General features: G+C 57.4%; 21 protein-coding genes. 9 read left to right on the top strand and 12 right to left on the bottom strand.

Annotated features, from left to right (window positions below; genetic code table 11):
• The first annotated feature begins 4 nt into the window (after positions 1–4).
• The 8 genes from C8N31_RS17870 to C8N31_RS17835 all read left to right on the top strand — a co-directional run bounded on the left by C8N31_RS17870 (position 5) and on the right by C8N31_RS17835 (position 8863).
• Complete coding sequence (locus C8N31_RS17870) at positions 5–1159, top strand: Gfo/Idh/MocA family protein (protein ID WP_025047556.1); 1155 nt, start codon at positions 5–7, stop codon at positions 1157–1159.
• 10 nt (positions 1160–1169) lie between these two features.
• Positions 1170–2084: a sugar phosphate isomerase/epimerase family protein gene (locus C8N31_RS17865; protein WP_025047555.1), complete on the top strand. Its 915-nt coding sequence runs from the start codon at positions 1170–1172 to the stop codon at positions 2082–2084.
• A 56-nt stretch (positions 2085–2140) separates the two neighbouring features.
• Entirely contained in the window at positions 2141–3169 is a 1029-nt protein-coding gene (locus tag C8N31_RS17860; protein WP_025047554.1) for an ABC transporter substrate-binding protein, read from the top strand.
• Positions 3170–3241: 72 nt separating this feature from the next.
• The gene (locus C8N31_RS17855; RefSeq protein ID WP_025047553.1) at positions 3242–4726 is read left to right on the top strand and encodes a sugar ABC transporter ATP-binding protein; all 1485 of its coding nucleotides are present in this window, start codon (positions 3242–3244) and stop codon (positions 4724–4726) included.
• Positions 4723–5661 (top strand): ABC transporter permease, encoded by a 939-nt coding sequence (locus C8N31_RS17850; RefSeq protein ID WP_025047552.1) that lies wholly within the window; start codon positions 4723–4725, stop codon positions 5659–5661. Before C8N31_RS17855 ends, C8N31_RS17850 begins: the two co-directional genes overlap by 4 nt.
• A gap of 2 nt (positions 5662–5663) precedes the next feature.
• Entirely contained in the window at positions 5664–6665 is a 1002-nt protein-coding gene (locus C8N31_RS17845; RefSeq protein ID WP_231013974.1) for an ABC transporter permease, read from the top strand.
• Between the two features lie 12 nt (positions 6666–6677).
• Entirely contained in the window at positions 6678–7754 is a 1077-nt protein-coding gene (locus C8N31_RS17840; RefSeq protein ID WP_025047550.1) for a Gfo/Idh/MocA family protein, read from the top strand.
• Positions 7751–8863 (top strand): Gfo/Idh/MocA family protein, encoded by a 1113-nt coding sequence (locus tag C8N31_RS17835; protein WP_025047549.1) that lies wholly within the window; start codon positions 7751–7753, stop codon positions 8861–8863. Before C8N31_RS17840 ends, C8N31_RS17835 begins: the two co-directional genes overlap by 4 nt.
• A gap of 81 nt (positions 8864–8944) precedes the next feature.
• On the opposite strand, the gene C8N31_RS17830 is transcribed toward C8N31_RS17835, so the two are convergent.
• The 7 genes from C8N31_RS17830 to chvE form a co-directional block, all read right to left on the bottom strand.
• Positions 8945–10459: an aldehyde dehydrogenase (NADP(+)) gene (locus C8N31_RS17830; protein ID WP_025047548.1), complete on the bottom strand. Its 1515-nt coding sequence runs from the start codon at positions 10457–10459 to the stop codon at positions 8945–8947.
• 11 nt (positions 10460–10470) lie between these two features.
• Entirely contained in the window at positions 10471–11388 is a 918-nt protein-coding gene (locus tag C8N31_RS17825; protein ID WP_025047547.1) for a dihydrodipicolinate synthase family protein, read from the bottom strand.
• Between the two features lie 87 nt (positions 11389–11475).
• Positions 11476–12405, bottom strand: coding sequence for a Gfo/Idh/MocA family protein (locus C8N31_RS17820; protein ID WP_025047546.1), 930 nt, complete (start codon positions 12403–12405; stop codon positions 11476–11478).
• The gene (gene araD, locus C8N31_RS17815; RefSeq protein ID WP_025047545.1) at positions 12405–14147 is read right to left on the bottom strand and encodes an L-arabinonate dehydratase; all 1743 of its coding nucleotides are present in this window, start codon (positions 14145–14147) and stop codon (positions 12405–12407) included. The genes C8N31_RS17820 and araD overlap by 1 nt, the downstream gene beginning before the upstream one ends.
• A gap of 1 nt (position 14148) precedes the next feature.
• Positions 14149–15378 carry a multiple monosaccharide ABC transporter permease gene (gene mmsB / locus C8N31_RS17810; RefSeq protein ID WP_025047544.1) on the bottom strand — a complete coding sequence of 410 codons (1230 nt, stop codon included), beginning with the start codon at positions 15376–15378 and terminating at the stop codon, positions 14149–14151.
• A gap of 11 nt (positions 15379–15389) precedes the next feature.
• Positions 15390–16910, bottom strand: a complete 1521-nt coding sequence (gene mmsA / locus C8N31_RS17805) for a multiple monosaccharide ABC transporter ATP-binding protein (RefSeq protein ID WP_025047543.1) — start codon at positions 16908–16910, stop codon at positions 15390–15392.
• 66 nt (positions 16911–16976) lie between these two features.
• On the bottom strand, positions 16977–18029 hold the full coding sequence (gene chvE, locus C8N31_RS17800) for a multiple monosaccharide ABC transporter substrate-binding protein (RefSeq protein WP_025047542.1): 1053 nt from the start codon (positions 18027–18029) through the stop codon (positions 16977–16979).
• 154 nt (positions 18030–18183) lie between these two features.
• On the opposite strand from chvE, the gene C8N31_RS17795 reads away from it, so the two are divergent.
• Positions 18184–19101: a LysR family transcriptional regulator gene (locus tag C8N31_RS17795; RefSeq protein WP_025047541.1), complete on the top strand. Its 918-nt coding sequence runs from the start codon at positions 18184–18186 to the stop codon at positions 19099–19101.
• Between the two features lie 62 nt (positions 19102–19163).
• Here the strand turns inward: C8N31_RS17795 and C8N31_RS17790 are convergent, their stop codons facing one another.
• The 5 genes from C8N31_RS17790 to C8N31_RS17770 all read right to left on the bottom strand — a co-directional run bounded on the left by C8N31_RS17790 (position 19164) and on the right by C8N31_RS17770 (position 24570).
• On the bottom strand, positions 19164–20327 hold the full coding sequence (locus C8N31_RS17790; protein ID WP_170116175.1) for an alpha/beta hydrolase family protein: 1164 nt from the start codon (positions 20325–20327) through the stop codon (positions 19164–19166).
• Positions 20328–20473: 146 nt separating this feature from the next.
• A complete protein-coding gene (locus C8N31_RS17785) occupies positions 20474–20965 on the bottom strand; it encodes a DUF2165 family protein (RefSeq protein ID WP_025047539.1) in 492 nt (163 codons plus the stop codon).
• 46 nt (positions 20966–21011) lie between these two features.
• Entirely contained in the window at positions 21012–21917 is a 906-nt protein-coding gene (locus C8N31_RS17780; RefSeq protein WP_025047538.1) for a TauD/TfdA dioxygenase family protein, read from the bottom strand.
• Entirely contained in the window at positions 21914–23332 is a 1419-nt protein-coding gene (locus tag C8N31_RS17775) for an FAD-binding oxidoreductase (RefSeq protein ID WP_025047537.1), read from the bottom strand. Before C8N31_RS17775 ends, C8N31_RS17780 begins: the two co-directional genes overlap by 4 nt.
• Positions 23329–24570 carry an amidohydrolase family protein gene (locus tag C8N31_RS17770; protein ID WP_231476736.1) on the bottom strand — a complete coding sequence of 414 codons (1242 nt, stop codon included), beginning with the start codon at positions 24568–24570 and terminating at the stop codon, positions 23329–23331. The genes C8N31_RS17775 and C8N31_RS17770 overlap by 4 nt, the downstream gene beginning before the upstream one ends.
• Positions 24571–24576 lie beyond the last annotated feature (6 nt).

Raw genomic sequence — 24576 nt, 5'->3', positions numbered from 1 at the left:
CACCTTGTCTGATGTTTCGCAAATCAATGCGGCGGTCATTGGGACCGGGTTCATTGGCACTGTGCACGTGCAGGCGCTGCGCCGTCTTGGCGTGCGCATTGCGGGTGTGTTGGGATCATCGCCAGAACGCGGCGCTGCACGCGCGGCAGAGATCGGCGTTGGCCATGCCTACACGTCACTTGATGATCTGTTGGCGGATGATGCGGTTGATGTGGTGCATGTCACTTCGCCCAATCATGCGCATTACCCGCAAGTAAAGGCGATTATCAACGCTGGAAAACACGTCGTTTGTGAAAAACCCTTGGCCATGACAAGCGCCCAATCGGCGGAAATGGCAGCGCTAGCCAAAGCGTCAGGCAAGATTTGCGCAGTCTGCTACAACATCCGGTTTTATCCGTTGAACCAACAGGCGCAGGGAATGGTGAAAGCCGGGGAATTGGGTGATCTGCGTTTTGTCACTGGGCATTATCATCAGGATTGGCTGGCCAAAGCGTCCGACTGGAACTGGCGGCTGCAATCCGAGGTTGGCGGCGCCCTGCGTTCGGTGGGTGATATCGGCACGCATTGGGTGGATTTGACCAGCTTTATCATGGGCCTCAAGGCCAAATCTGTGTTTGCCGACCTAAGTACATTCCTGCCCGAACGGCAGCGGCCAACAGGACCGGTTGAAACATTCTCAAGCGCCGAAGGCACAACTGAACCGGTGGCGATCGACACCGACGATGCAGCCGCGATCATGATCCGATATGAGAACGGCGCCAGGGGTGTGATGACCACCTCGCAGATCAACATCGGGCGCAAGAATTCGCTGCAATGGGACATCGCCGGCAGCACGGCCAGTGCCGCTTGGGACAGTGAAACGCCTGATCATCTGTTCATCGGGCATCGCGACGCGCCAAACCAAACGTTGATGCGCGATTTCACTTTGATGAACGAAACCGGCACCCGCGCCGCCTCTTTGCCGCCCGGTCATGTCGAAGGGTTTGCAGACAGCTTCTTTGCTTTCTTCGGTGCGGTTTACGCCGATGTCGCTGCGGGCAGCCGTGGGGATCACAGCACCTGGGCCACGTTTGATGACGGCCATTATGAAATGAAATTCTGCGATGCCGTGCTGAAATCAGCGCAAGAGGCACGCTGGGTCAATCTGGACGAGATTTGAGGGGAGCGACATGAAACTTGGAATTCTAAGTGTACCATTTGAAGACCAAAGTCTTATGGAGGTCGCCGATTGGGCAAGCACAAACGGCTTTTCGGCGATGGAGATCGCCTGCTGGCCACAATCCAGCGGTGACAGGCGGCGCTATGCCGGGACCTGTCACATCAATGTGGATGGGCTAGATGCCGCGCAGGGCAAGGATATCAAGGACGGGCTGGAGGCCAAGGGTATCGAAATTTCCGGCCTTGGGTTTTACCCAAACCCACTACATGCCGATGCGGCGCACCGCGATGATGTGATCGGCCATCTGACCAAGGTGATCAAAGCGGCGGGCGTTATGGGCGTGCCGGTGGTCAACACCTTTCTGGGTGGAGATCGGACACTGAACGTCGATGAAAACTGGGCCCGCGCGCAGGAGGTTTTTGCAGCTATCGTGGCGAAGGCCAAGGATGCAGGCGTCAAGCTTTGCTTTGAAAACTGCCCGATGATCTTTTCCTACGACGAATGGCCCGGCGGGCATAACATCGCCTATTCGCCCAAGATCTGGCGCCGCATTTTTGACGAATGGGGCGACGATGTGGGCATGAATTTCGACCCTTCTCATCTGATCTGGCAATTCATCGATCAGACCCGCTTTATCAAAGAGTTTGGCCCCCAGATTGGCCATGTGCACGCCAAAGACCTGATGATTGATCACGATGGTCTTTACGAAAATGGTATCATGTCAGCAGGCATGGGCTGGCAAGTGCCGCGCCTTTGCGGGCTGGGGGATGTCAATTGGTCGGATTTCTTTTCCGGTCTCTACCGGGCTGGCTATGACGGCCCGGTCATTATCGAGCATGAAGACAGGCTGTTCGAAGGCACAGACGAAAAGGTCAAGCGCGGCTTTCTATTGGCGCGCGACGTGCTGCAACCGTTCATCAAGTAATTGGGCGAAAAAGCCCGACAATCACCACACGTAATCTTCATTTGGGAGGAAATAACATGAAGAAATTACTCACAAGCGCGGCGGCTCTTGCAATCGCGGCCACCATGGCTCCGGCGGCATTCGCGGCGGATTATTCCATCGGCATATCCAACACCGTGCAAGGCAACGGCTGGCGCGAGCAGATGATCTGCGCGATGCGGGCGCAGGCTTTGGTCGAAGACGATGTGTCCAACCTGATTGTGGCACACCGCAACACCGATTCCGCAGGTCAGCTGGAAGATCTCAACAACCTGATCGAGGCGGGCGTTGATGCCATCGTTCTCAACCCTTCAAACCCGGATGCGTTGAATTCAGCGCTGGAAATGGCGATGGAAAAGGGCATCGTTGTGGTCGCAGTTGACGCGGGTGTGTCGGCGGAAGGTGCCTATATCCTGTCCAACAACCAGGAAGAATATGCCTATCTCGGCGCCAAGTGGCTGTTCGAACAGGTCGGCGGCAAGGGTGACATCGTCTATATGCGCGGTATTGCCGGCGTGTCGGCAGACAGCGACCGTGACAATGGTTTCAAGCGCGCTTTGGAAGAGTTCCCGGGTATCAACATCGTCCACGAAGTGTTCACCGGCTGGCAGCAGGACCAAGGCAAACAGCAGATGTTTGACTATCTGGCGACCGGCATTCCGTTTGACGGTGTATGGACGTCGGGGATCGATAACGTGATCGTTGATGCCTTTGTTGAATCCGGCGCACCGCTGGTGCCAATTGTCGGCGCCGACAACGCGGGCTTTGTTCAGTATCTGACCGAAGTGGACGGTCTGACCGGCGCGGCTGTGACCAACCCCGGCTCGGTTGGCGGTGCAGGTGTTGCGCTTGCTGTCGATATTCTCAATGGCAAGGCTCCGGGCGAGAAAACAGTGCTGGTCGATCCGGTTCTGTGGGAAAACGCCTCTGATGGCGGACGTGCCACCATCACTGCGGCGCAGAACCCCAACCTTGACCCTGAATGGCCGGTTTCGGTCACAGTGCCGGGCTGGACCGATTACACGATGGATCAGATCATCGCGTGTAAAGGCCCCGGCGACAGCTGAGTATCAATCCGGAACGCCCCCGCCCGATCCGTCGGGCGGGGGCACCCATTCGAGAAAAGAACACGCATTCCCATGAACGCAAATCAGATCCTAGATGCCAGCGGCATCGCCAAAAGCTTTGGCGCGGTCAAAGCGCTTGTTGATGCCAGCCTGAGTGTCTCAGAAGGCGAGATCGTTGCGCTGATGGGCGCAAACGGCGCTGGCAAATCGACGTTTGTTAAGATTATCACCGGGGCGCTGACCCCGGACAACGGCAAGGTGCTCATTCGCGGCAAGCAAGCCCGAGTTGGAAGCCCTGCCGAAGCCCGCCGTTCCGGTCTTGTGCCGGTCTATCAAGAACCCTCGCTGATCCCCGATCTTGATGTTGCCGACAATCTGCGGCTGACCGATACGCCGATTGCGCCGTTTGAGCGCTGGGTCAAGGAGCTGGGCATCGAAGGATTGTCGCTGTCGGATATGGTTGGCGATCTGCCACTGGCCACCCTGCGTATCCTCGATCTGGCCCGTGCATTGGCGAGCGAGCCGGATGTGCTGTTGCTGGATGAAATGACCGCCGCGCTGCCTTCTGATCTGGTTGAACGGGTGTTGAAGGTGACGCGGCAACAGGCGGACAAGGGCATGGGGGTGATCTATGTCTCGCACCGCTTTAACGAAATTTCCGAATTGTGTGACCGTGCCACAGTGCTGCGCGACGGCCAAACCGTTGGCGATCTGGTCATTGAGCCGGGCGTCGAAGACCGCGCGGTGGAATTGATGCTTGGGCAACGGCTCGACCTTGCCGCCCGCGAGGTCAATAAGACACGCGGCACCATCGGTGACACTCCGCGTGTGCGCGTCAAGGGCGTGGCGATTGCACCGAAGGTCACTGATATCTCCTTTGACATGTTCCCCGGCGAAGTCCTTGGCGTGGTTGCCTTGGAAGGTCAGGGCCAGGATGAATTGTTTGAATGTCTGGCGGGCTTCATGCCGCCCACGGCAGGCAGCATCGAGGTAAACGGCACCACCACGGCCTTCCGCCATCCCGCAGATGCCATTGCGGCCGGGGTCAAATTTGTGCCCGGAGACCGGGCGGACGCGTTGCTAGCGCAGCGGTCAGTGCGCGAGAATATCGCCCTGCCCTTTTCGGCACGGATGTCGTCTTGGGGGTGGCTCAAGATGCGGCATGAACGCGAGCGGGTGGAACATGCCATCGACCGCTTGCAGATCGACACGCGGGCGCAGGGCGAAGTGCAGCGGCTGTCCGGTGGCAACCAGCAAAAGGTCACCATCGGGCGTTGGCTGGCAACTGGCGTTGAGACGCTTTTGTTGTTTGACCCAACCCGCGGCATCGATGTGCGCACCAAGCGCCAGATCTATCCACTGGTTCGCGAACTGGCCGAACAGGGCTCATCGGTTCTGTTCTACACCTCGGAATTGGAAGAGATCCCCCTGGCCTGTGACCGCGCCGTGGTGATCTTTAATGGCCGCGTTGTCGATATCATCGACGCAGAGAATGCAGACGAACAAACGCTGCTGCGTGCGGCTTATGGACTGACGGCACAAGAGGGCGCGGCGTGAGCGATATTATCAAGAAAAATGCATGGGTGGCTGGGCTTGTGGCGCTGCTGTTTGTGCTATTGGTCCTGACCAAGGCTATTCAACCGTCCTTCGGCATGTCCGGCCTCGAAAGCGTGGCCCGTGCCGCCCTGCCCTTTGCATTTGCCACTGCGGGTATGGCCGTGGTGGTCATTGTCGGTGGTATTGATCTGTCAGTTGCCTCGATGATGGCGGTTTGCGCGGTCACAGCCGCCGTTCTGATGGAAAGAATGGCAGGCGTGCCCGCCATCCTGATCGTGCTGGGGTTGGGATTTGTCATGGGGTTGATCAATGGCGGGCTGATCGTGCTGACGCGCGTGCCTGACATTGTGGTGACCCTGGCGATGCTCTTTGTCTGGGAAGGCGTTGCCCTGCTCATTCTGGAATCCCCCGGCGGCGCGACAACCGAATGGCTCAAGCAAAGCATTCGCGGCAGTGTGATCCCCTTTGTGCCAAATGCGCTGGCGATCATTGCCCTATGTGTCGCGGTCGTCTGGATCCCGCTGCGCCGCTCGAAACTGGGAATATCTATCTATGCCACCGGATCGGATGAGCTTGCCGCGTTCCGCTCTGGCGTTGCGGTTGGACGCACCAAGATCGTCGCTTATGGCGTCTGCGGCATGTTCTGCGCCTTTGGCGGGCTCAGCCTCGCCTCGCTCACCGGGATTGGAGAGCCTGTTCCGGGGCCATATCTGATGGCTTCGGTTGCGGCGGTGGTTCTGGGCGGCGTGGTTCTGGGCGGTGGTCGTGGCGGATTGCTTGGCCCGATTATCGCGGTTCTCATCTTGCGGATCGTGCGGACGATCCTGACACTCCTGGCTGTTGACCCCAATGTCACCACCATCATCGAAGGCACCATCATGGTGGGTGTGGTGATGTTGGGCACAGCCGCAACTTTGCGGGGGGCCAGAAAATGAACATGGCAACGACCGATTCATCAATGGTCCGCTTTGGCCGTTTTCTGCGCGACAATCCGGTTATTCCGCTTTTGGCCTTTCTGGTCCTGATGATCGCGGTTCTCGAAGTCATTCGCCCCGGCATCGTGACACCGTTTCGTGCCGGGCGTGATGGGCTGATCTCGACCTTCTGGGTTGGCAACCTGATCAAATTCGCAATCCCGCTCGCCATGTTGGCGGCCTGTCAGGTCTTGACCATGCTGACTGCCGGGATCGACCTGTCGGCCGGTATTGTCGCAACCGTTGCTGCCTTTGTCTGTGCCACCCTATCGTCCATTTGGGGGCCGGTCCCTGCGGTGCTGATTGCGATGTCGATGGGGCTGGTGGTTGGTGTGGTCAACGGTATCGGGGTTGGCGTGGTGCGGGTGCACCCGCTGATCATGACGCTGGGCACCGGCCTGATCGCGACGGGATGTATGCAAGTCTATCAGCGCCTTGTGATCAACGCGGGCTCCGAGATCCCTGCCGTTCTGTCATGGCTTGGCACGGGCCGCACATTGTCGATGCCAAATGGGCTGTTTCTGTTCGTACCCTTCGCGCTCTTTGTCTTTTGGCTTATGCGGTTTACCGGCTTTGGCCGCTTGCTCTTCGCGCTTGGCTCTAACGAGAATGCCGCGAAATTGTCTGGTGTGCGGGCCTGGCAGGTCTATGTGGCGCTTTATGCGCTTTCGGGCCTGATCGCCGCGCTGGCCGGTTTGCTGTATCTCGGCATGATCCGCCAAACCTCGCTCAGCCTTGCCAGTCCTTTGTTGCTGCCATCCGTGGCGGCAGCGGTGATCGGCGGCACGTCGATTTTTGGCGGGCGCGGCAGCTTTGCCGGAGCCATTGTCGGCGCGTTGATCATCCGGGTTCTGGATACAATGCTGACCCTGATGCAAATGCCCGAAGGCGCCCGCACAATGTTGTTCGGGCTGATCATTCTTACCGTGACTGCAATCTATGTGCGCATCACGGGCAGCCGATAGGAGGACATCCACATGGCCAAATTTCGCGTCGTTGGAATTAGCTTTGACCACATGCATATGGGCGATCTGCTGCGAATGGTGCATGAGCACCCCGATGCAGAGATCGCAGGGATCTACGATCCTGACCGGGCCAAGATGCAAGCGGCGATCGATGCGTTTGATCTGCCTGAGGATCGCGTCTTTACCGATTTTGACACCTGCATGGCGGCCGGCCCTTATGACATGGCGTTGCTGTGTGTTGCCACCGCTCAACATGCCGAGATGACCGAACGGTTGGCGCCGCATGGATGTCATGTCCTTGTAGAAAAGCCCTTTGCGGCCTCGGCAGATGATGCCCGGCGGATGATTTCGGCAATGCAAGGCACCGGCAAACAGATGCTGATCAACTGGCCGCTGCGCTGGGTCGAAAGCCACGTGACCGCCAAGCGGTTGATTGACGAGGGGCTTATTGGAGAGTTGCGCGAGGTGCACTTTTATGACGGCAATCGCGGCCCGCTTTATCACCTTGCCGACAAGGTCGAGGTCAGCCCCGATGAGGTCGAGCGTCAGAAGCCGGACTCCTGGTGGTACAAAAAGGCATCGGGCGGCGGCGCCTTGTTGGATTACATGGGCTACGGTGCAACCCTTGGCACGTGGTACATGGACGGCGAGGCGCCCTTGGAAGTGACCTGCACAGTGGACGAGGTCGCCGGGATCGAAGTTGACCAGCACGCCATTGCGGTGTGCCGCTACGCTCGTGGTCTTTCCAAGATGGAGACCCGTTGGGGCACGTTCACCGACCCTTGGGCGATCCAGCCGCAACCGACCTGCGGCTTTGTGTTTGTTGGCAGTGATGGGACCATATCCTCGCCCGATTATGCCAGCCATGTGACCGTGCAAACACGGGCCCGCCCCGAGCAGCATCAGATTGCCGCCGATCCCCTGCCCGCAGGCGAGACCAACGTGATCGAATATGCCGTCAGCCGCCTCAATCGGGGCGCCGCCATCGACGGACCTTTGGCCCCCGATCTGTGCCTGACTGCGCAGCGCATCGTCGATACGGCCATGCAATCGGCCGCTGAAAAACGGACATTGAGCCTGCTACCATGAGTGAAGATTCCGCCGATAGCGATACCTATGCCCTTAAGTCGGGCGCCCTGCCCGAAGTTGCCGCGCCGGAGGTGGACTTCCTGCCGCCCGCGCCCAAAACCTATCGCCCAAAAATCGGGATGATTGGCACCGGCGGCATCTCGAACAGCCACCTTGATGCTTATCGCACAGCCGGCTGGGAGGTTGCGGGCCTATGGAACCGCAGCCGCGACAAGGCCGAGGCAAAGGCGGCTGAATTCTGCCCCGATGCGCAGGTTTTTAACGATGTACAGGCTCTTCTGGATCGCGATGACATCGACGTTCTCGACATCACCCTGCCAACCGACGTCCGCGCCCCGGTGATCGAAGCGGCGTTGAAGGCGGGTAAACATGTGCTTAGTCAAAAGCCCTTTGTCTCCGATCTTGATACTGGTGAAGCGCTGGTCCAACTGGCGGAAGACCAAGGCGTGCAATTGGCGGTAAACCAAAACGGCCGCTGGTCGCCGCATATGGCATGGATGCGCAATGCCTGCCGGGACGGTCTAATTGGCGATGTCATATCCGTGCACGCCTCTTTGCATTGGAACCACGGCTGGACCGCCGGCACACCGTTCGACAAGATCGAAGACCTAATCCTCTACGACTTTGGCATCCATTGGTTCGATTTCCTGTCATCCATCGTCGGGGATCGCGCCGAGAGTGTGACCGCCTCAGCCGCCCATGCCCGCGGTCAGGCCAATGCCACGCCACTGCTGGCGCAGGCGTTGATCAAAATGGACGGCGGTCAAGCCAGCCTCGTTTTTGATGGCGGCACGCCGCATGGCCCCCGAGATACCACTTACATCGGTGGAACCGAGGGCAGTATCGTGGCTAATGGCCCCGATCTGGGCAGCCAGTCCCTGACCCTGACCACGAACGCCGGGATCGCCCAGCCCAAGCTGCACGGCACTTGGTTCAACGACGGGTTTCAGGGCGCGATGGGCGCATTGCTCTGTGCCATCGAAGACGGCGGCGCACCCGTCAATTCGGCGCGCGACAACCTGACCTCTTTGGCACTGACATTCGCCGCCATTGCATCGCGAAAGTTCGGGCGGGAGGTTCCGATTGGCGAGGTGCGCCGCTTGCCTTAGGGGCAGCGGCAGGCAGGGGGTCGAATGGCGCCTCTCCTTTTGAAAGAAGATCGACGCTGACGTTTTCTGGGGGCTCGGGGGTCAAAGCAGATCGACCGGCAGCAGGTCTTGAGGAACGTTCTGATAGCAAACAGGCCGAAGGAAACGGCGGATAGCGAGGGTGCCGACAGACGTTGCGCCAAAGTTGGTGGACGCAGGATAGGGACCGCCGTGGACCATGGCATCGCAGACCTCAACGCCGGTCGGAAAGCCATTGACCATGATCCTGCCTGCTTTGCGTTCCAGCACAGGCACAAGCCTTTGAGCCATCGGTGTATCGCCGTCGTTCATATGCAGGGTGCAGGTCAGTTGCCCTTCTAAGGTGTGGGCGATCTTGAGCATCTCTGCGATGTCGGCGGCCCGGATGATCAGGCCCACGGGGCCAAAGATTTCCTCGCCCAGCGCGGGATTTGCCAGCCATTCTGCCCCGCTGGCGGTGAAAAGGTTGGGCGTTGCAGTGCGGTCATTGCAAGTCGAGGAGGACAACACCTCAACGCCTGTGTTGGCCGCCATGCGTTCACATCCGTCGCGGTAAGCTGCGGCGATACCATCAGTCAGCATTGTCTGGGGGCCGACCGGCAGCAGTGATTTGGCCGCAGCGATCGCGAAGGCATCCGCATCAGGTCCGTCCACCATCACGACCATACCCGGATTGGTGCAAAACTGGCCTGCCCCCATGATCAGTGATCCGGCCCAGCCGGACGCGATATCGTCGTTGCGCGTCTTGAGCGCTTCTGGAAGCAGGAACATCGGATTGATGCTGCCAAGCTCGCCGAAAAACGGGATCGGTGTTGGCCGCGCAGCACATAGATCAAACAAGGCACGCCCGCCCCCAAGCGAGCCGGTAAAGCCCACTGCAGTGATCAGCGGATGCTGGACCAGCGCTTGTCCCATTTCGCGCGTGTCGCCTTGCAAGAAGCTGAACGTGCCCGGCGCGACGTCGCATTTGGCAATGGCGGCATGGATGGCCTCTGCAATAATCTCGCCGGTCCCAGGATGAGCCGGGTGCCCCTTGACCACCACGGGACAGCCCGCCGCCAACGCCGAGGCAGTGTCACCCCCGGCGGTTGAAAACGCCAAGGGAAAGTTTGACGCGCCAAAGACGGCCACCGGGCCGATGGGGCGTTGCACCATCTTAAGGTCAGGTCGGGGCAGCGGCGCCCGGTCTGGCAGGGCAACATCGTGGCGGCGGTCGCGGTGCTCGCCACGGAGAATATGGTCGGCAAACAGACGCAACTGACCTGTCGTGCGGCCTCTTTCGCCTTGAAGCCGCGCTTCGGGAAGGCCGGTTTCTTGGGTGCCTATGGCGGTGATGTCATCCCCTCGGACGTCGATTTCGTCGGCAATGGTGTTCAGAAGCGCGGCGCGCTGTTCGACCGGGGTATAGCCAAATGACCAAAAGGCCTCTTGCGCGGCGCGGCATGCCCGATCAACCTCTGCGGCACTGGCCACTCCAAAGCTATGGGCGCTGCCGTGGGCCGGCGATGATGCAAAACGGGCGCCGCTAGCCACCCATTCGCCGTCTATCAAATGTTTGCCATGGGGTTGGAATGTCATGGTTTCTCTCCTCATTTGCCCCAGCGCAAGGCGATGAGGTCATGCTCACCTGCCAATTGCAACAATCGGGCTTTGGTTCTTTGGGACATGGGCTTGAGTGGATGACGCACATGGTCCGATCCAATGACGCCACCCGCCATCATGACGGTTTTGGCTGCGCGCAACCCACATTGGCGGTTCTCGTGGTTGATCAACGGCAAACACAGCTTCCATTGCTCCAACGCACCATCCATATCGCCCGCCAGATACCGGGTGACGATGGGCCGGATCAGTTCGGGTTGCAGTGCGGAGGTCATGGTGCCTTTTGCGCCTGCGTCCAGATCGGCCAATAGTGTGACGGCCTCTTCGCCATCAAAAGGCCCGACGATGTGATCACCGCCCGCGTCGATCAACGCGGCGAGTTTGTCCGCAGCGAAGGGCGTTTCCATTTTGAAATAGCTGACGTTTTCAATCTCGCGGGCCATTTTTACCAGTGTCGGCACCGTCAGAGTGACCCCCGACAGGGGCGCATCCTGCACCATGATCGGGATGTTGGCAGCCTCGGAAACCGCTTGAAAATGTTCGAAAATCCCCACTTCGGATGGGACAAGTCCGACGCCGTGATAGGGCGGCATCATCATGATCATGGATGCGCCCATGGCCTCAGCTTCGACCGCGCGCGCCACCGCTAACTGTGTGGAAAAGTGGCTGGTGGTGACAATCATCGGCACACGACCCGCCACATGTTCGAGGCTCACGCGGGTTAATCTGGCGCGTTCTTCGTCAGACAGGACGAATTGTTCGGAATAGTTCGCCAGAATACAGATGGCATCGACCCCTTGGTCGATCATGCAATCCAATACGCGGCACATTCCGCTTTCATCTACTGTGCCATCGGAATGAAAGGGCGTTGGCGCAACGGGCAGGATGCCTGTCATTGGGTTTTGCATCGCGGTTCTCCTTGATTATGGGGGCGGTCGTTCGGCGTTGAGCATGGCCAAGAGCCATCGCGCAGCAAAACGGCCATCTGCAGGGGCCTATTCGATAAATGGGGCGACCGAGATTCGGCGGCCGAGGGTGAAGGCATCGGCAACATGGCGCATCGGGGCCAAGTCCATGTCGATGTCACCGTGGCTGACCAGATCAGCCATCCGCGCGTAAAGCCTGGGATATTCGCCCTGCAGGCTCAAGTGATCCTGATCCAGTAGGTCCGAGCCGTCGATGGTCAGCTTCGCGCCGCCCTCTGACAGAACCAGCGTACCTTGCCCGGTTTCCACTTCGATCGTCCAGATTTGTTCGCCGCTTTGCCGGAAATCAAAAACCGCACCGACCTGCGCCCCTTTGGGGTGGCTGAATTCTATCGAGGCCGCGATGGGGGTCTGACAGTTTTCCGGAACCTCCAAAAGTGCGCTTTGCACATGGATCGGGTCTGGTAGGATTTCTGTCACAATGGACAAAGCATTAATGCCTGGATCAAACACACCCAGACCACCCGGTTGCCAGATCCAGTCCTGGCCCGGATGCCAGCGGCGCACGTCTTCTTTCCATGTGACAGACAGCCTGTGCAGATCTTTTCCGGCCAGCCACTGCTTGGCCTGTGCAACCCCCGCCGCCTCGCGCGAGTGCCAGGTTGCAAAGAGCGACACCCGATGTTCTCGCGCCATGGCCTCAAGCGCGTGGCATTCTGACAATGTCGCCCCCGGTGGTTTCTCCAGCATGACGTGCCGACCGGCCCGAATGGCCGCTTGTGCCGCCGCATAGCGCGGCACCGGCGGCAAGCAGAGCGAGACAACGCGAATGTCACCACAGCTCTGCAACATCTCTTCCAGATCGGTATAGGCATCGATACCCTCGACCGTGCCGCTGCGGGACACTGTCGCTGCTAGTTCCCAGTTGGAGGATGCAGCGATGGCTGGCACATGCTGATCCACGGCAATCTTGCCGATCCCTACAAGAGCGATTTTCATCAATGGGAGTCCTTTCCAACAGGTGCGCCGCGGCACCCTTTGAGAAAATTGAGGTCCGCGCCTGTATCAGCCCCTTCGACATGCGTCTGATGCAACCAGGCATAGCCCGATGCGGCCATCTCATGACGCGGTGTCCATTTCGAAAGACGCGCTGCCAGATCAGCCTCGGATATCTCCAGATGCAACCGGCGGCCTGCCACATCGACCTCGATCATGTCACCGCTTTGGACCACCGCCAGCGGCCCGCCTGCCGCAGCTTCGGGGGAGGTGTGCAGGATAACGGTGCCGTAGGCTGTGCCGGACATGCGGGCGTCCGAAATGCGGATCATGTCCTTGATCCCTTTCTTCAGCACCTTTGGGGGAAGGCCCATATTGCCGACCTCTGCCATGCCGGGATAGCCCTTGGGGCCACAGTTTTTCAGCACCATGATACAGGTTTCGTCAATATCAAGCGTATCATCGTTGATCCGCGCCTTGTAATCGTCAATGTCCTCAAACACGACAGCCCGGCCACGGTGCTGCATCAGGTGCGGTGACGCGGCGGAGGGTTTCAAGATCGCGCCCCGCGGGGCAAGGTTGCCTTTCAGGACTGCGATACCGCCATTTGTGGTGAGCGGTTTATCCACCGGCCGGATCACATCTTCGTTCCAGTTGACCGCCTCTTTGACTTCATCCCAGACGGTTTCACCGGAAACCGTCAGCGCATCTTTGTGAAGTTTGCCAGCCTCGCCCAAGCGTTTGAGAACGACAGGCAATCCGCCAGCGTAAAAGAACTCTTCCATCAAGTATTCGCCTGAGGGCTGGAGGTTCAGAATGGTCGACACGTCGCGCCCGCAACGATCCCAATCATCCAGTGTGACGTCCACGCCAATGCGCCCGGCGATAGCCAACATATGCACTACCGTGTTTGTCGATCCACCAACCGCGCCATTACAACGGATCGCGTTCTCAAACGCGTTTTTGGTCAGAATGTCGGAGGGTTTCAAATCATCTTTCACCATCTGCACAATCCGGCGGCCGGACAATTGCGCCATCACGCGGCGGCGGCTGTCAACGGCAGGGATCGCCGCATTGCCGGACAGTGCCATACCCAGAGCTTCGGACATGGATGCCATGGAAGAGGCCGTGCCCATCGTGTTGCAGGTGCCCGAAGACCGGGTCACGGCGGATTCAGCACTCAGAAACGCCTCCTGGGTCATCTCTCCGGCTTTCACAGCTTCGGAGAAGCGCCACAGATGGGTGCCTGCCCCGACCCGTTCCCCTTGGAACCATCCATTAAGCATTGGCCCGCCGGTGACAACGATTGAGGGGAGGTCACAAGACGCGGCCGCCATCAACAAGGACGGCGTGGTTTTGTCACAGCCCACCATCAGCACACATCCATCCATGGGTTGACCACGGATCTGCTCTTCGATCGACAACGCCGCAAGATTGCGAAACATCATCGCCGTCGGGCGAAAGGTGTTCTCTGATGCTGAAAAGACAGGCACTTCCATCGGAAAACCGCCAGCTTCCCAGATCCCTGCTTTGACCTTTTCCGCCAATTCACGCAGATGGCCGTTGCAGGGGGTCATGTCTGACCAAGTGTTCAGAATGCCAATGATCGGGCGACCATCGAACAGATCGTCCGGGTAGCCTTGATTTTTCATCCAGCCGCGATGGTAAATCACGTCTTTGGTGCTGCCTTCGTACCATGCGGCAGAGCGCAGTTTTCGGGGCCATTTTGCGGGCTTAAATTTCATCTTAAGACTGCTTCGATTTGTTGTAGACGTCAAAGATCACCGCAGCGAGCAGGACCAGACCCTTGATCACCTGCTGATAATCGATGCCAATGCCAAGGATCGACATGCCGTTGTTGAGCACCCCCATCAAAAAGGCCCCGACCACCGCACCGACAATCCTACCGACACCGCCTGACATCGACGCACCGCCGATGAAAACAGCCGCGATCACATCCAGTTCCAGCGCAAAGCCCGCCTTTGGCGTCGCGGAATTAAGCCGCGCAGCAAAGACCAAGCCCGCCGCCGCCGCCAGCACGCCCATATTCGCAAAGGCGAGGAAGGTCAGACGCTCGGTCTTCACTCCAGAGAGTTTCGCCGCCTTTTCATTGCCGCCCAGCGCGTAGATGCGCCGCCCCGTCACAGTGCGCTCGGTGAAGAACGCATAGATGATCGTCAGAACACCCATCGTCAAAAGCACATTGGGCAGGCCGCGGAAGGTCGACAGTTTGTAAAAGATAAAGATCAACGCCAATGAGGTGATCCCGATCCGCGCATAGAAAAAGGCGGCGGGCTCCACATCCATGCCGAAAGCACGGTTTTGGGCGCGGGACTTCAGCCCCATATAGGTGATCAAACAGGCCGCAGTCAGACCCGTTGCGAGGGACAATACGTTGATCCGTTTTTCCCCGAACAGATCCGCAAGGCCGATCGCCAGACCCGCAGGGAATATGTCGGCCACAAATCCGTTCGAGATCATCTGGAATTCCCGTGGAAACGGGCCCAGGGATTGCCCTTCCAGCAGCCAAAGCGACAGGCCACGAAACACAAGCATTGCGGCCAGCGTCACAATAAACGAAGGGATTTTCCAATAGGCGATCCAATACCCCTGTGCCGCACCGATCAGGCCACCGGCAAGAAGACAGGTTGCGATTGTCACCCCTGTGGACATGTCCCATTCCACGATCATCACAGCGGCAAGCGCGCCGACAAACCCCATGACAGAACCGACCGAGAGGTCGATATGTCCCGCCACAATCACGATCAACATACCCAGAGCCATGATGATGATATAACTGTTCTGCAACAGCAGGTTGGTGACATTCACCGGCTTCAAAAGTGTGCCATTTGTCACGATCTGAAAGAAGAACATGATGGCGATCAAGGCAAACAAAAGGCCGTATTCGCGCATGTGCCCCATCAAGTATGCACCGATGCCCGAGCCGTTCGCGGCCTCTGCATTGCGATCTGTCATGTCCCTGTCTCCTATTCGGTCACGATGAGCGACATGATGCGCTCTTGGCTGGCTTCTTCGGCGGTCAATTCACCGACAAAAGCGCCCTCATTCATTACGTAGATGCGATCACACATGCCCAGAAGCTCGGGCATTTCAGAGGAAATCATCACGACACCTTTGCCCTGCGCGGACAGTTCGTTGATGATTCCGTAAATTTCAAATTTTGCGCCCACATCGATGCCACGGGTCGGTTCATCAAGGATCAGAACCTCAGGCCCGGCAAACAGCCACTTGGACAGGACAACCTTTTGCTGATTGCCGCCGGACAGGTTCATAACTTTTTGAAACACACTTGGTGTTCTGATGTTGAGCGCCGCGCGATATTTTTCTGCCACTTGGGTTTCGCGTGCCTCGTTCAGGATCGTTTTGCGCGACACCTCCGGCAGATTGGCCAGTGTGATATTGCGTTGGATGGTTTCATCCAGCACAAGACCAAGCGATTTCCGGTCTTCGGTCACATAGGCAAGGCCGGCCTCAATCGCGCCGGAGACAGAATCGACATTCGCCGGTGCCCCGTTCATTTCAAGGCTGCCCGAAATGTTTCGGCCATAGGAGCGGCCAAAGATGCTCATCGCCAGTTCAGTGCGTCCGGCCCCCATGAGCCCGGCGATGCCAACAACTTCGCCGGCACGGACGGTCATGTTCACATCTTTGATCATCTGCCGTTCGGCGTGAATCGGATGCCAGACGTTCCAGCCTTTGACCTCCATCAGGATCTCGCCCGCACGTCGCGCACGTTCGGGGTAACGGTCAGCCATGTCGCGCCCCACCATATCACGCACAATGCCATCTTCTGTGATCTCGCCCTTGGCAGCGTTCATGGTCGAAACTGTGGTTCCGTCACGAATGACGGTCACGGTATCCGCCACGCGGCGGACTTCGTTCAATTTGTGGCTGATAATGATTTGGGTGACGCCTTGCTGCTTGAGCTCCAGCATCAGATCCAACAGGGCTTGGCTGTCACTCTCAGACAAGGCCGCAGTCGGCTCATCCAAGATCAGCAAGCGAACCTCTTTTGACAGTGCCTTGGCGATCTCTACCAGCTGTTGTTTGCCCACACCCAACTTGTCGACAATGGCGCTTGGTGGCTCTGTCAAACCAACCTTTCGCAACAGCGCTTCGGTGCGCTGGTTTGTGTCGCGCCAGTCAATGATGCCGCTGCGGCTGCATTCGTTGCCCAGAAACAGGTTCTCGGCAATCGACAAAAGCGGGACAAGCGCCAGTTCCTGATGAATGATGATAATTCCGCGCGCCTCGGAATCGGAGATGTCTGCAAATTCTGCCAACGCGCCGTCGTAGTGTATTTCGCCATCATATGTGCCTGTCGGATAGACCCCGGACAACACTTTCATCAGTGTTGATTTGCCCGCACCGTTTTCGCCACAGATGGCATGAATCTCACCTTCTTGGACGGCAAGGTTGACCGTGTCGAGCGCCTTGACCCCCGGGAATTCCTTGGTGATCGCGCGCATTTCGAGTAGCGTCTTCATCATCCTGCCTACATGAATATGAGTGTCTGCCCACCCAAAAGCGGACAGACCCAGGGAGAACTCTGATTACTGGACTTCGTCCATCGTATAATAACCGGACCCGATGATCACCTCTTCCCAGTTGGACAGATCCACAGAAACCGGTTCAAGCAGGTAGCTTGGGATGATTTTGACACCGTTGTTGTAGGTCGAGGTGTCGTTGATCTCGGGCTCGCCGCCCTCAATCAATGCATCCACCATGCCAACGGTCACACGGGCCAGTTCGCGGGTGTCTTTGAAAACAGTCGAATACTGCTCACCTGCCAGCATAGACTTGACAGAGCGCAGTTCGGCATCCTGACCGGTCACAATCGGCATGGCCTGATCGCCAGATCCGTAACCCACACCTTTGAGCGATGAAATGATGCCAATCGACAAGCCGTCGTAGGGGGCCAATACGCCGTGAACCTGAGCATCTGTGTAGTGCGCAGACAAAAGATTATCCATGCGCGCCTGGGCCACTGCACCGTCCCAACGCAAGGTGCCGACAGTTTCCATGCCCATCTGGCCGGATACGATGTTGACGGTGCCATCTGCGATCAACGGATCCAGAACAGACATTGCGCCATTGTAGAAGAAATAGGCGTTGTTGTCGTCCGGAGAACCACCGAAGAGCTCAACATTGTAGGGGCCGTCACCAAAGCGCTCTTTCAAGCCATCAACCAGCGATGTGGCCTGCTGAACGCCAACCTTGAAGTTGTCGAATGTTGCATAGTAATCGACATGTGCACTGTCGCGGATCAACCGGTCATAGGCGATCACTTTGATATCGGCGAAATGTGCGTTTTCCAGCGCATTTGACAGCGTCGTGCCGTCAATGGCTGCAATCACCAGAACGTCGACACCGTTGGTGATCATGTTTTCGATCTGGGCCAACTGGTTGGGGATGTCATCTTCGGCGTATTGCAAGATCGTGTCATAGCCAGCGGCATTGAACTGTTCGACCATCGAATTGCCGTCAGAGATCCAGCGGGCAGATGATTGCGTTGGCATCGCAATACCGACCGTTCCATCAGCATAGGCAGCAGCAGACACAAATGCGGTCGCCGCTGCCGTCAAAAGCAGGCGCGTAAGTTTCATTGTTTCCTCCCAAGGATGCGCGTTTTAATCCAGATGTGTCGCGCGTTTTCTCTTTGCGAGCGATGAGGCTCCTGCCTTGCATAGCGCAGGACCTCATGACAATAAAATGTAAGTATTGGCAAATAACATATCAAAATTGGTATACTGGTGACTTATGAGCTTTGCGCATCGTTTGAAAAACACGCACCTTCGGCTGATTTCACAGATAGCACGCTCCGGAAAACTACAGATCGCAGCCGAAGAGGTCGCGCTATCACAGCCGGCAGCCTCCCGGATGTTATCGGAAATCGAGAAGTTGGTGGGAACGCCTCTATTCACCCGTCATGCCAAGGGAATGTTGCCGACCCCTGTTGGAGAGGCCGTCATTCGCCATGCCCGCCAGATTCTTCAAGGTTTGGATACGCTGGCAATGGATGTTGCCAATATCGCCAGTGGGCGGGCCGGGTCCGTTCGCATTGGCACAGTGACCGGCCCTGCTGTTGGCCTCATCGTTCCGGTTGTGCGCGCCATGCGCATACAGGCTCCCCAAGTTGAGTTCACGATTGAGGTTGCCCCTTCCACGACGCTGATGCGTGGTTTGGATGAGGGAATATTTGATTTTGTAGTCGCAAGGCCGCCTCAGGATTTTGACAGCCAGATGTATCGCATCTATCCGGCCCGCAACGAAGTGGTGTCGATGTTGGTGTATCAAGATCACCCGATGGCCAATCGAGAATCGATCCGCCTTAGGGATCTGACGGATTTTGAATGGATCATCCAAGAACACGGCACCCCGATCCGTGCCGCAGTGGAAACCGCATTTCACGCCAATCAGGTCACGATGCCCTCTCAGATCACCAACACGTCCTCACTGCTAGTGGCGTTGGCCCTGTTGGAACAATCAACGGCCATCGCATCGCAATCCCATGAGGTTGTCGAACTTCTTGCTGTTTCGGCCTTGGACATGAATGTGGTACGGTTGGACGTTGTCGAAGAGATCTTCGTCTCGCCGTTCTTTGTGATCACCCGCGCGGATCGGGATTTGTCGCCCATTGCGTCGCATGTCATTCAGGAAACGTTCCGAAACATCTAACGCTACGGTTCAACTGTGGCATTGGCACCTTACCCGGCAATAATTGAATAACCGGAGGGCAATTAACGCAGTTGATCAATCTCACGCAGAAACGCTGCAACCTCTTCTTCCCAAAAACTTGGCATGACGATCACCCTGTGTCCGTTTCCATACCCCGGAAGCTTCACAACATGCAGTTTGCTTTGCGCCCCCCTTGCCGCCAAATGCGCAACATTGGCCTTGGAATGCTCAATGCTGTAGTAAGGGTCTTCTTCTCCGTAGATCGACAGGATCAAACCATCAAAGGCGCCGATGCGCTTGAAAAGTGTTGGATTGATTGACGCCTCACCTTTCTTACCAGTCCATCCGCCGACAAAGTTGATCACGCCCGCAACCCCGTCGGGCATGCTCCCCGCTTGCATGATTGCGACCACGCCGCCTCTTGATATTCCGCCAACAAGAATTTTCCCTTGTTGCACGTCAGCGCGTTGTCTCAGTCCGGCAAGGGCCGCATTTGCATCTGTCAGCGCCCGATCTGCTCCGGGAAGGGACAGCGCCGCCTTTGGGGAATACCCCTCAGACCGATCCAATGCGAAACCTTCGTCATAAAGCCCATCTGACAAACCCCGCCCACGCCGGTAAGGATACGCAACCAGCCACCCATGTTCATTAAGTAAATCGGCAAGCCAGTCGCTGGTCCAGATCCGGTCGAAATCACTTGGTTGGGTGCCTGATCCGGTTGATCCATGGTGAATTAAAGCAAGTGGGAATGGCCCCTCACCCGGTGGTGGATAAGTTATGACAGTCAGCCGAACAGCCTGACCATCTTCAATAAGATCTGTCTGGAGGTAATCATTCCGACCAATGGAGAACCAATCTTGGTCTGGCGATGCCAATATCTCTGATAAGTCCTGCCTCTGCAGAACAGCAAATCCCGCATCCGCACCAAACACACCGCGTATGCGACCGGATCCTGACATCAAGTAGCGGGCCGGGAAACCATCATCGGAAAAGACAAGAGTCTTGCCCTCTACCTTTGCGTGACGCCTGAACCACCGTCCCCGGGCATTGAAATCGTTTCCCACCGCATAGATGACATCGGCAAAGCCATCAGGCTTCACACGCTCTACAACAAGAATGTGGTTGCGCCATCCGTCCCACTGACCAACCCAAGTCCCAACAAATTCCGAATTTGCCGTTCCGGGTTCGATTGCATCATCCGGCAAGGGGACGTTGCCGACGAACATCGCCTCTTGCGCATAGGAACCGCCTGCCAGAAAAAACAATAGGGCAACGACCTGCATCAGTGTTTTCAGCATCTCCGCCCATCACGTGAACTTAACACGTCCTTTTGTTCCACTCGTTTGTATGAGCGGTAGCCTAGCACAGGTTTTCAAACCGCGAGCAAGAGCATCGTCGCAAAGCCCCAAAGCGTCATTTGATAATGTGTGTTTTGCGCACCCTCGTGACAGAACCAATAGCAGAACCAATTGCCAACGATGAGAAAGCCCGCCCATGTGCTGGTGAACAATAGCGCCCCCAGCAAGGCCCATGCACGCGCCGCATCGGGCTCCAAATTTCCAAACACCGCCAGCACAAGGGCGACCACCCCAGCCCAAAGTGCCAAAACCGCGACGAGTTCCCACAGGACAATCAACCGAAACATCCCATTTTGCACGATCGGGTTTGCAATTCTTCGGTGCGCCACACGCGCATAGGCATCCGGGTATTGCTCTCTCATGCGGGTGAAATCCAGCACCTCACTGGTGAAGGTCCGGTTGAGATCAGAATAGAAAACGTTTTCAAACACACCTGTGGACAGCCAGGCAGCCAGAAAAAACGTGGCCGAGGCTTGGGCGATCAAAAGTACAATTTCAAACGACATTGTTTCACCTGTGGAAGTGGCAGGCGCATGGCACTTGCCGTTGCTGTCAAAGCTGCTGCTGGTCTGCCTGGGCAGGGATACGCATTGTTTCAATTCCGTCCGCAGCTGTCACCGAACAACAGATGCTGGACAGGGTACGTGGCTGGTCATACGGCCATGGCCGGCCACGGTGGAGGACGGCCCGTTGATCCCAGATCAGCACATCGCCGACCTCCCAATTGTGGGAATAGGTAAATTCCGGCTGCGTGCAGAACGCCATCAGTTCATCCAAGAGCGCCAGGCTTTCGGCCTCGTCGTATCCGTCGACCTGATAGGCATGTGACGCAATATAGAGGGCCTCCTGACCGTTCACCGGGTTGGTCCAGATCGCATTCCAATGGGTAGCGGGCCATTTGTGGAACATTGGCAATTTGGCCAGCTCCGGCGAAATTTTCGCCCGCGAGGTGGCGTAGTGATGCCAGATGCCGCGTCCCCGAATACGATCACGCAGGGTCTCGGGCATAGCGGCCCATGCGGCACGGGTCGAGGCAAGTTCGGTCTGGCCACCTTCGGTGGGCAGCACACGGGCAGTGATGATGTTGGTCAAAGCTGGGGTTGGGATGAACGTGCTATCCGCATGCCAAAGAAAATTTGATTGCAGATTCAAGGTGTGCAAATCCATTTCACCTGTGACCGATCCGTCTTCGCGCACGTTTGAAACTTTGGGGATCTTAAATTCCTCGCCGGGTTTGCGTTCGTCGGCTTGGCGATCTTCAATCGGTCCAAAAGCTCGCCCCAGTTCCAAATGAGCGTCGTCACTCAGATCTTGACCGCGAAACAGCAGCGCGGAATGGGTTTCGAACAAATCACGCAGTTCCCCGAAACGGCCCGAAGGGACAATATCCGCGATGTCGGCATTGGTGACTTCAACGCCAAACGCAGAGGTGATCGGGGTGGTTGATAGAAGTGTCATAAGGGTGTTCCAGATGTGGTTTTGGCTTGGATTTCTTCGGGGGTCAGGTCTTTGACCATCTCCCATGCTGTGGATTTTGCGCTGTTTAAAAGCCCCTTGGGATCAAGGCGCTTTTTCCAGGCCAGATGGCTGTAATCGGCATTGTGCAGCCCGCCCCGTTCAACTTGGTTGGAATGGGCGTCATAGACGGCAAAGCCGTGATCGCTGTAGGTTTGGTTGATCGCGTCCAGCCGTTCTTTGCCCGAATACCAGATGATCGGCAGATCGATTGCGGTAACCTCTCCGCCCAACTTCAAAAACTCATGATGGGTCCAGACATCGTCGCCCAAATCATCACGCAACAGCGCAATCGCCATGGCATCGGCTGGATCAGGTACGCCAATTTGCTGATAGGTCGCCGAGCGGTCGGACTTCAGCACTTGCAGCGTTGTGTGGTTATAGCAAAACTCAAACGCATGCGGGATCTTCTTGGCCTCGCGGTCTGCATCATTCAACGTCTGGTCCACATGCCCGTCCTGTTTGGCGATGAGCGCACAGAATTCTGGCACGTCATCCGCAGGCACATAGGCGACAAGCAAGCTGCACCCCTCACGCACATGCCCTTTAAGGCGCGGGAAATACTCAACGATCCGGGCATCCACAACGCTGGCCAACTTGGGGGCCATGCTGCCCGCCGTGGCAAGAGCATATCCAGCCGCGTAAGCCTCTTGATAACCGTCGAAGGTCGCCATACAGGCGATCCAGTCATGCGTCTGCACGGTACGCAGGGTCACTTCGGTGATCACGCCGTTCAGGCCCCAGGCGTGGTGAATTTTCAGGACATCCTCGCCTTCGAACAGATGTTCCTGCGGTTCGGCCTCAAGTGACAGAACTCTCAACGCAATCAGATTTCCCGGCTCACGCAGGGCACCTGAGGCCAGAGACCCGATCCCGGCTGAACCTCCCGCAACAAAACCACCAACTGTGGCGATGTCCTGAGTGGAGGGGAACATGGCCATTTCCTGCCCGGAGTGTTTGAGAGCGGCATTCATGTCAGCCATCAACGCACCCGCCTCGGCGCGGATGAAACCGTCACCGATTTCCAGAACGCGGTTCATGCGCGTTGTTTCGATGATCAGGCCCCCGTCAACCGGCACAGCCTGTCCATAGTTGCCCGTCCCGCCACCGCGCAGGACCACTGGCACGCCTGCCTTGTAGGCCACTTTTAAGCAATGTTTCATCTCATCTGCGGTTTTCGGGACCGCCACAAGATCGCCAAAACAACGCTTGAGTTCCTCGTTCAGAATCGGGCTGTACCAGAAAAAGTCGCGCGACCGTTTTTTGACCAAGACTGGTTCGGCAATCACTTCGACAGGGGCAAGACGGGCCGCGAAAGCATCCCAGTCGATTTCGTTTTTTCCGGAAATGGATGTCATGCGATCTCTCCTTTGAGCACATCAGACAGCGACTTCGGGCGTCCAGCGCATGACAGGATGTCGGATGTTGATGTTGCGTCGAACAACAGGAGATCCCCGATTGCTGCCCCGTCGACGAAAGTGGGCGCAAGGCCAAGCGCCTGCCTGGCGTTGGTGGTGATCATCGGTAAATGGTCGCCAAAAGGCGGATCCAGATGCGCCGCCAGCACGGCCATTGCCAAAGACTGACGTGGATCGTGTTGCCCCAGTGGGCAAAAGGCATCGCGCACATTGTCCGTTCCGACAGCCAATGGCACGCCTGCTGCGCCGAGTTCTCGCATGCGGGTGATCCCGCGCCGATCCGGGGTGCCATCGACGCGCCCCTGCAGATAGAGATTGGTGCTGGGGAGGGCCGCCACTGTAAGCCCGGCGCGCGCGATCTTGTCAATCAATCCGGTCAAAGCTGAACGGTTCAAGTTTGCCATGCTGCAGGCATGCCCGCACAGAACGGGCCCCTCAAAGCCACATGCAATGGCCGCATCTGCAATCATCTCAAGCCCATTGAGGCCCTCTGCCAACCCCTCATCAACGTGGAAATCCAGCGCCAGACCAAATTGATCAGCCATGCGAAACGCATTTTCGATCCCCTGTCTGCGGCTGGGCTGGTCCAACACAAAGGCACCCAACACACCGCTTGTTTTGGCGAACAGAGCTGCGGTGACTTTGGCGATGTCGTGGTTTGCCAGATCCGCAATGCCCATCAGAGGGGCCACTTGCAGCGTCACCTCGTCTTTGTAGTCCTGTCCAAGCGTGTTCAAAACCTGCCAAGCCAGCGGCGGTTCAAAAGCCTCGGCGCCATGGGTCCAGTCCACATGGCTGCGCACAACATCGCAACCGCTTGCAATCAGTTCCTGCAAACCGCGTTTGGCGCGGTTTCGAATGTCATCTGTCGTCCATGCTGCACGGTCGGCAGCCTGCGCATCAATGGCGGCGCGCAAATCCCCGCCAATGCCTGTCATACGTGAGATGCTGTGGCATTTGTCCAGATGCACGTGACACTCTGTCAACTTTGGCATCACCAGATATTGCACCTGTGTTTGCAGATTCGATTGGGCCATCCCGAGGATTTTGCCTTTTCGAATGATCAGATCCCCCTGCAAGCAATCCCGACGTATTTGACCGCCAAACCGATCCGGCTGCGCCAGCATGGAAATGGGCACCGAAACGTCCTTGAGCATCTGATCAGAAGGTACTGGCATGTTCAT

The sequence above is a fragment of the Sulfitobacter mediterraneus genome (assembly GCF_003054325.1).
Taxonomy (GTDB): domain Bacteria; phylum Pseudomonadota; class Alphaproteobacteria; order Rhodobacterales; family Rhodobacteraceae; genus Sulfitobacter; species Sulfitobacter mediterraneus.
The sequence above is the reverse complement of the archived record's forward strand: the minus strand, read 5'-3'. Positions and strand labels throughout refer to the sequence as shown.

Bases quoted from the DNA above. Each gene is read 5' to 3' on its own strand.
- C8N31_RS17865 (WP_025047555.1), top strand. From the start codon at position 1,170: ATGAAACTTGGAATTCTAAGTGTACCATTTGAAGACCAAAGTCTTATG.
- C8N31_RS17860 (WP_025047554.1), top strand. From the start codon at position 2,141: ATGAAGAAATTACTCACAAGCGCGGCGGCTCTTGCAATCGCGGCCACC.
- C8N31_RS17855 (WP_025047553.1), top strand. From the start codon at position 3,242: ATGAACGCAAATCAGATCCTAGATGCCAGCGGCATCGCCAAAAGCTTT.
- C8N31_RS17845 (WP_231013974.1), top strand. From the start codon at position 5,664: ATGGCAACGACCGATTCATCAATGGTCCGCTTTGGCCGTTTTCTGCGC.
- C8N31_RS17840 (WP_025047550.1), top strand. From the start codon at position 6,678: ATGGCCAAATTTCGCGTCGTTGGAATTAGCTTTGACCACATGCATATG.
- C8N31_RS17835 (WP_025047549.1), top strand. From the start codon at position 7,751: ATGAGTGAAGATTCCGCCGATAGCGATACCTATGCCCTTAAGTCGGGC.
- C8N31_RS17830 (WP_025047548.1), bottom strand. From the start codon at position 10,459: ATGACATTCCAACCCCATGGCAAACATTTGATAGACGGCGAATGGGTG.
- C8N31_RS17825 (WP_025047547.1), bottom strand. From the start codon at position 11,388: ATGCAAAACCCAATGACAGGCATCCTGCCCGTTGCGCCAACGCCCTTT.
- C8N31_RS17820 (WP_025047546.1), bottom strand. From the start codon at position 12,405: ATGAAAATCGCTCTTGTAGGGATCGGCAAGATTGCCGTGGATCAGCAT.
- araD (WP_025047545.1), bottom strand. From the start codon at position 14,147: ATGAAATTTAAGCCCGCAAAATGGCCCCGAAAACTGCGCTCTGCCGCA.
- mmsB (WP_025047544.1), bottom strand. From the start codon at position 15,378: ATGACAGATCGCAATGCAGAGGCCGCGAACGGCTCGGGCATCGGTGCA.
- mmsA (WP_025047543.1), bottom strand. From the start codon at position 16,910: ATGAAGACGCTACTCGAAATGCGCGCGATCACCAAGGAATTCCCGGGG.
- chvE (WP_025047542.1), bottom strand. From the start codon at position 18,029: ATGAAACTTACGCGCCTGCTTTTGACGGCAGCGGCGACCGCATTTGTG.
- C8N31_RS17795 (WP_025047541.1), top strand. From the start codon at position 18,184: ATGAGCTTTGCGCATCGTTTGAAAAACACGCACCTTCGGCTGATTTCA.
- C8N31_RS17790 (WP_170116175.1), bottom strand. From the start codon at position 20,327: ATGTTCGTCGGCAACGTCCCCTTGCCGGATGATGCAATCGAACCCGGA.
- C8N31_RS17785 (WP_025047539.1), bottom strand. From the start codon at position 20,965: ATGTCGTTTGAAATTGTACTTTTGATCGCCCAAGCCTCGGCCACGTTT.
- C8N31_RS17780 (WP_025047538.1), bottom strand. From the start codon at position 21,917: ATGACACTTCTATCAACCACCCCGATCACCTCTGCGTTTGGCGTTGAA.
- C8N31_RS17775 (WP_025047537.1), bottom strand. From the start codon at position 23,332: ATGACATCCATTTCCGGAAAAAACGAAATCGACTGGGATGCTTTCGCG.
- C8N31_RS17770 (WP_231476736.1), bottom strand. From the start codon at position 24,570: ATGCCAGTACCTTCTGATCAGATGCTCAAGGACGTTTCGGTGCCCATT.